Here is a 578-nt window from a genome sequence, read left to right as displayed (position 1 = left end):
TTGATCTCCTTGTACGCCAGTAAACTGCGCATCGACTACGGTGTCCGCTGCCTCGCTCGCTAATGTAAAAATAGCATTCAAATACCCCTGCCAATTATTTTTATCCTGATTAGATAAGGCTTGATTCAACTGTTTTTGAATTTCTGCATCAATCAAATTAATCAATTGTTGAGTATCATCTTTACTACTGTGTGGCCACAACCAACCAATCACCATGCTGAGAATTGGTGCTGCAACAGCAACGCCAGGAATTTCAGCGCCTAAAACTGTTCCTAATATTCCTATACCAGCTTGTAAAACTGCTAGATAATTGAAGCTTCCCCCACTCGCTGCTGAGAATCCGTTCTGTAGAACCGTTGTTAATAATTTGTCACTACCTGTTTTTTGAAATTCCACCCATGCTTCTTTTAGGGAAGTAATAAGGTCCTCAAAATCACCAAATTGACTCCCTGCAGTGCCCCTTGGCGGGCTTACCAGTACATTATAAGGAATAATGGATTGTTCTTGTAATGAATTCATAAAATACCCCCCTATAAAAATGGATTTGATATAGCATACTCTCTTTTCGAGACGGTGAA

The 578-nt window shown here is 40.1% G+C and carries 1 protein-coding gene; it reads right to left on the bottom strand.

Translation table 11 applies throughout. The annotated features are described in order from the left end of the window. Positions 1-519: hypothetical protein (locus F3I02_RS27125; protein WP_196478613.1), on the bottom strand; the 519-nt coding region annotated here is incomplete at its 3' end. Between the last annotated feature and the right edge of the window lie 59 nt (positions 520-578).

It is taken from the genome of Bacillus sp. SRB3LM, from assembly GCF_015712745.1.
GTDB classification, from domain to species: Bacteria; Bacillota; Bacilli; order Bacillales; family Bacillaceae_G; genus Bacillus_A; species Bacillus_A thuringiensis_K.
This window is presented reverse-complemented; position numbering and strand designations above follow the sequence as displayed.